This is a genomic window from Psychrobacter sp. UBA6291, from assembly GCF_002439405.1.
Lineage (GTDB): Bacteria > Pseudomonadota > Gammaproteobacteria > Pseudomonadales > Moraxellaceae > Psychrobacter > Psychrobacter faecalis.
Genome location: NZ_DJUD01000059.1, coordinates 1 through 6,172, shown reverse-complemented (window position 1 = coordinate 6,172; position 6,172 = coordinate 1). Strand labels below are relative to the sequence as shown.

6 protein-coding genes are annotated in these 6,172 nt (G+C 42.4%); 3 read left to right on the top strand and 3 right to left on the bottom strand.

What is annotated here, in order from left to right; genetic code table 11:
* Window positions 1–169: 169 nt before the first annotated feature.
* Entirely contained in the window at window positions 170–1,459 is a 1,290-nt protein-coding gene (locus tag B3R91_RS10280) for a hypothetical protein (RefSeq protein ID WP_286797534.1), read from the top strand.
* 244 nt (window positions 1,460–1,703) lie between these two features.
* The gene (locus B3R91_RS10275) at window positions 1,704–1,889 is read left to right on the top strand and encodes a hypothetical protein (protein WP_286797535.1); all 186 of its coding nucleotides are present in this window, start codon (window positions 1,704–1,706) and stop codon (window positions 1,887–1,889) included.
* Between the two features lie 500 nt (window positions 1,890–2,389).
* On the opposite strand, the gene B3R91_RS10270 is transcribed toward B3R91_RS10275, so the two are convergent.
* Entirely contained in the window at window positions 2,390–2,980 is a 591-nt protein-coding gene (locus tag B3R91_RS10270; protein WP_286797533.1) for a recombinase family protein, read from the bottom strand.
* A gap of 348 nt (window positions 2,981–3,328) precedes the next feature.
* Here B3R91_RS10270 and B3R91_RS10265 point away from each other — a divergent pair, with 348 nt between their 5' ends.
* Entirely contained in the window at window positions 3,329–4,159 is an 831-nt protein-coding gene (locus B3R91_RS10265; RefSeq protein WP_087814222.1) for a cation transporter, read from the top strand.
* A gap of 113 nt (window positions 4,160–4,272) precedes the next feature.
* Here the strand turns inward: B3R91_RS10265 and B3R91_RS10260 are convergent, their stop codons facing one another.
* Both B3R91_RS10260 and B3R91_RS10255 read right to left on the bottom strand, forming a co-directional pair.
* Window positions 4,273–5,346 (bottom strand): ArsO family NAD(P)H-dependent flavin-containing monooxygenase, encoded by a 1,074-nt coding sequence (locus B3R91_RS10260; RefSeq protein ID WP_087814213.1) that lies wholly within the window; start codon window positions 5,344–5,346, stop codon window positions 4,273–4,275.
* A gap of 59 nt (window positions 5,347–5,405) precedes the next feature.
* Window positions 5,406–6,107, bottom strand: a complete 702-nt coding sequence (locus tag B3R91_RS10255; RefSeq protein ID WP_286797531.1) for an IS1 family transposase — start codon at window positions 6,105–6,107, stop codon at window positions 5,406–5,408.
* Between the last annotated feature and the right edge of the window lie 65 nt (window positions 6,108–6,172).

The window sequence follows — 6,172 nt, the reverse complement described above, 5'->3', positions numbered from 1 at the left end:
CATACTTTTTAGAACACCACCTAAAAATGAACGAAATAATGATTTAGTCTCAGGGAATGAAACATTAGAAAGTAGCTAGCACTACTTAAACACGCCAAGAACCTTTTTTACTTTTTACTTTTTACTAGAGTATGTCAGCGTGAGTACTCTACTTAGCGACGGACTCTAAATGGAACACCCAACTAATAACAACGAAAAAAATGACGGTCTTGCAAATCGACTTAACCAAGAGTGCTACTGCATTACCCTTGATCGTAAAGCGCTTAATACAAGCCTTCAAGATCAATTGGTAGAAACTAGAAACAATCCAATAGGAGCGAACGAGCTTAATAAGCTTTTTTCAGCAACACCCGTGTTCGTTCCCAAAACAGAGATAGAGGCGATGGAGCGAATCGTCAGGGCTATCGAGTCAGCTGCCGAACTGCCATTGTATCAAGAGCAAGTGCTGTCTTGGGCACCAGAAATAGCTGCTTTCGATCCAGGTCCAATAGGGGCTCTCATGGGTTATGACTTTCACTTGGGTAGCGATGGACCTCAGCTCATCGAGGTCAATACCAATGCCGGTGGCGCATTTCTGAATTTGTTGCTCGCTCGCGCACAAAAACGCTGTTGCAACCCCTCAGAGCAAAGCGCTGGAACCAATCAAATGCTAGATAGGTTCGAGGAAGCAGTGTTTGACATGTTCAAACAGGAATGGCAGCGACAGTCCGCTGTTGCTATGCCCAATCGGTTAGCTATTGTGGACAATGACCCCGAGAGTCAGTTCATGTTCTTAGAGTTTGAGTTAGCCTGTCAACTGCTCCAAGCCAGAGGTATTGATACTGTGATACTTGATCCCTCTGAACTCGATTATATCGATGGTACGTTAACAGCCCATGGCCAGAAAATCGATATGATTTACAATCGGCTTGTCGACTTTGCATTTGAGGACCCTGACCATGTATTGCTTAAGCAGGCTTATTTAGAGGGTGCTGTGGTAGTGACACCCAATCCCCGCGTACATGCTATGTTGGCCAATAAGCAAAACCTGACATTGCTATCAGACTCCCAAATATTGCGCTCTTGGGGTCTGGATGAGGCTGCAGTGGAGTGCCTCGAAAGGTCTGTACCGAGGACTAAGATTGTATCAAGAGACGATGCAGCAGAGTTGTGGCTTACTCGGCGGCAACTGTTTTTTAAGCCAGTTGCTGGTCATGGAAGCAAAGGTGTTTATCGCGGTAGCAAACTGACTCGACGCGTCTTCGAAAACATTCTGGATGAAGATTATATCGCACAGACCTTTGTCCCTGCAGGAGAGAGATCACTCAAAATTGATGACATCGTAACAACAAGAAAGGTAGATATACGTCTTTATACGTATGGCGGAAAACTGTTACTACCTGCTGCGCGTGTGTATCAAGGTCAGGTGACTAACTTCCGTACGCCAGGCGGTGGATTCGCGCCTGTCTTTCAGGTGTGATCGTCTAGGTCTTATTTAGATGGCATTAGGCTGTTATAAGTCCGGTTAACTAATTCAATATTCTTCTTACCTAACAAAAGATGGTTGTATATTTATGATTGTCTATTACTTTCGGCACGCTTTTCAAAACACTTCGAAAACAATTGGAGCTAGAGATAGCAGTAAATTTCAATAGTTTCCAATAATAAAAATCCAACCGTTACAGTGAGCTTAAATCATATTAGAGTAAACAGGGTTAGACCGTATGTTAATCACAGAATTGGGTTATTTTGCCTTGCTGGCCGCCTTAATCTTGGCGATTTTGCAGGTGGTATTACCAACCGTTGGCGTCATGCGCGATCACGTTGCTTGGCAGCGTTTGGCACCGAGTTTGGCATGGGCGCAGTTTGCCGCCAAACGTTTACCTATTAGTAACCCCAGTTCGGGATAAGCCACATTGTAACTCATTGATACTATTTACAATGTCGCTACCTGTCCCTGCTGAGGCATGTTTTTGATGGTGGGTTTATAGGGAAACCAGCTCGATGCTGGCATAACGGATAAGCCATGCTGCGCCAATAGGGTCTGAAGTAGGGGTATTCATCATGAGGGGCTCAAGCGATTATAGATAAGCCATTTTGCAGAAAAGCGATTATGAATGCAATATAATGATTATAATGAAGCCTCATTGCATTAAATCGATTTTTATATGACGCTGTGATGTCTTTAGATAAAGATCGAAGGGCGTTTTAAGTGGGCATAATTGAACGAAATTGAATGATGAAAATACACCGTTCTTAACACAGCTACGTAGTAATAGAGTACCTATTTCTGAAAATAAAGCCTTCTTGCCTCGCGTGTAAAGCCTTATATATCAGCTGCTTACGAACAAAAATAAAATATAGTACTGATTATAATAATGATGGGTTAATATTTAAAATACCTCAGCTATTAGCCCTGCTTTAACACTCGATAAACCGTAGCCACCCCAACACCAACCGCCTTAGCAATCTCCTCTTTCGTCATATTATTTTGACTGGCCAACTCTCTAATACGATTGTGTTTCGTTGTATTAGGCTTCTTACCGGAGGGCTTATAGCCACTGTTAGCCAATCCCTGCTTGATACGCTCTCTACGCTTGTCGTTATCAAGCTTTGCCATCGTTGCTAATAAGTCGATCAGCATATGGTTAATCACTGTTAGGATCTCACCTGTCATGCCATTATTAACTGTATGCGTCGTTGGTAGATCAGCCACCACCAATCGCAAGCCTTTGTCTTTGATACGCTGCTTTAGAATTGCAAAATCATCTTGAGATAATCGGCTTAATCTATCCACGCTTTCAACCAGTAGAATATCGCCTTGCTCAGCGTCCTTTAGCAGCTTGGCTAATAATGGTCTATCGAGCTTTGTACCACTGAAATGCTCGACGTACTCAACATGGTTATCATCATAACTTGTACTGAAAGCCACCAAATCAGCCAATGCTCTGGTAGCGTCTTGATCCTTAGTGCTGGCTCTCACATAAATACGAACAGTCATAACCCACCTCTATTATTTAGACTTAATAATTAGTGCTCATTGATAATAACAAGATATTACTATCATTTAATAATATAAAAAAGTCTAATGATAGATAGATTATCATTTAAAGGTTTTATGTTTTGGGTATAGGCTAATGATAGGAAAAAAGCACAGCAGCCAGTCTTATAATTCAAAAATCTGTTATAGATGGTTCCATGCTAACAGTCTGCTTTAAGTAGTCTGTTAATATGTTTGAAGGGTGAGATAGCTGGTTCCGCTAAGGTATAGCTTTTGAAACCATTTTTCTTTATATTGTCACTTAGACAGGCTGGGCATTTGAACCACCACCCGGATATAAATGTAGCTATGAATAAAACAACTTTTAAAATATCGAAGATGGACTGCCCTTCGGAGGAAAACCTAATCCGAATGAAATTAGAGGGCCACTCGAATATTGAACATCTTGAGTTCGACATTCCTAACCGTCAATTAACTGTGTTTCATCATGACAATATAGAAGGGATAGAGACTGCTATTCATGACCTAAAATTAGGAGACACCCTACTCTCGACCGAAACCATTGACCCCTCTGATCCCAACAATAATTTTAAAATTGATGCTGACTCTAGTCACAAAAAAGATGCTGAGCAAAGAAAGCTACTATGGATAGTGCTGGTCATTAACTTTGCTTTCTTTATTATTGAAATGAGCACGGGACTGATTTCTCGTTCGATGGGGTTGGTCGCCGACAGCTTAGATATGTTAGCAGATAGCTTCGTGTACGGAATTAGCTTATTTGCGGTCGGTGGAACGGTCATTAAGAAAAAACGGATTGCTAGAATTGCCGGATATTTTCAAATTACGCTAGCGATTCTTGGTTTTTTAGAAGTACTAAGACGTTTCTTTGGCAATGAGCAGTTACCTGACTTTTCTACCATGATAGTCATATCGATTCTTGCGCTAATTGCAAACTCGATTTGCCTCTATTTACTACAAAAATCGAAAAGCAAAGAAGAAGCCCATATGCAAGCCAGTATGATTTTCACTTCAAACGATGTGATTATCAATTTAGGGGTAATTGTTGCAGGGATTTTGGTTAATTGGTTACACTCTAGTACGCCTGATTTGATTATTGGTAGCATCGTATTTGCTTTAGTTATTCAGGGCGCCTTTAGAATATTGAAGTTGAGTAAGTAGCCAAGCCTAATAACTGAAGCAAATAGCTCAAGTAAGTAGCTTAATTAAACCGCTAAGTGTAAAGTAACTGGGTTTGAAGCAAATAAACAGAGGCCATCCCAGATTCTGTGTCACTAACTTTGAGCAAGACTTACACAAATTTCAGGAAGGTCTCGAGTGGGAACATTCTCTCTAGCACTGCGTCCAGCACCAATCAGAGTGGCAGAACCTGGGCTTGCCCAGTCACCATAACCAAATAACCATAACCGAGGCTCCTTGACCGCTTGCCCATCTTTAACTTGCACTTTTCCATCAGCTTCTAAGACATTTAAAGGTGCTAGATGGTCAAGATTTGGTTCAAACCCAGTACACCAAATAACGGCATCTATCGTTTCTTCACTACCATCAGCCCAAATGACGCCTTGTTGAGTAAATTGGCTGAACATAGGTACTGAATGTAAGATACCTTTGTCACGTGCCGCCTTGACGGGAGGCACCATGACGATATCACCGATACCGCCCTCAGGATCACCATTATTGCTGCCAGTAATACGTGCTGTTGCTCTTTCAAACAGGACACGTCCATCGACATCATCGGCTAAAAACAATGGGGGCTCACGTGTTACCCAGCTGGCGTTAGCCACTTCAGCCAGCTCCGCATAGATTTGTGCACCTGAATTACCACCACCTACTACCAATACGCGCTTATTTCTGTAGGCGTCTGGGCCTTCATAATGCGCGGAGTGGCATTGCTCCCCAAGATACGCTTGCTGACCTTTGATAGAAGGAATTATAGGATTGCTCCAGGTTCCCGTTGCGCTCACGACGGTTTTTGCCAACCATGTAAAACTTCCATCAGTCACCCGTAAGCAATTGTTTTCATCATCACGCTGTACGCTTTGGACTTGATAAGGTCGGTAGATTGGTAACTTATAATGTTCTTCGTAGTCAGCAAGGTAATGGATGACCTCGTCTCTATGGGGATACTCTCCATCTTTTGCTTTTGGCATCAAGCGACCTGGCAAGGAGCTCATAAGAGCAGGAGAAAATAGGCGTAACGATGGCCAAGTATGCTGCCACGCGCCGCCACTTTGGTCTTGATTGTCAAGAATGATGAAGTCAAGTTTCGCACGTCTCAGATAGTAGCCAACGGCTAAACCGGCTTGACCACCGCCGATAATGATGGTGTCGAATACTTTAATTGACATAATGCTCCTTAGTGTCTGCTACCAGAAAAATCGGTGGTGTTCTAAAAAGTATTCTGGCATCAGACATAGCCATAATTGACATAGAAGAATACCAAATCAAACACCTTAAAGTGGTTATCAAACTTCTTTGAGAAGCAGCAGGTCTTTCGAACGGCTCGTCGCAATCGGTGCCTAAGGCGACAGTTATTACCTTCTATGCCTACCGTATGCTGCTTGCCGATTTGTTTCTTGTCAGGCTTGAATGCGGTTATAAAGCTATCCCAGTTATCCATGCTAATAGAGCCATAGCTGACTTTCAGTTGTTTAAGACGGGCTCTTAGCTTCTTAGCTGTTTTCAGGTCACGTTTGCCCCAGACATAAGCGACAATCTCATTGGTAGCGCGGTCATAAGCATAAATAAGCCAAACTTTACGCTTTTTGCGATACACGTAAGTCCAAAACTCATCAACCTCTAAGCGTTCATAATAGCGCTTTTTAGGTGTAATCTTATAGACCGATGAGCCTATGGTGCTAAGGACTTTACCAATACTAATAGAGGCTATAATAGCAATGTCTCTGACGCCACAGCCTCTCACTGTCATTAGCCGTATTTTATCTTCTATTCTAGAGTGACAGCCGTTATAAGTTAGGGCATGATCGCCAATAAACTGGCGTTTGCAGTCCTTACATTGATAGTTCTGCTTGCCATAGCTTTTTTTGCCGTGTATCGAAAAACTGGGACTGTGACAGTCGGGGCAATTGATCTGTATTTGTGTCTTCATAACCTCAAATATATCATCTTGCTTCGGCTGTCACCCTTCTTTTATTACTCCAGCATACTTTCTGA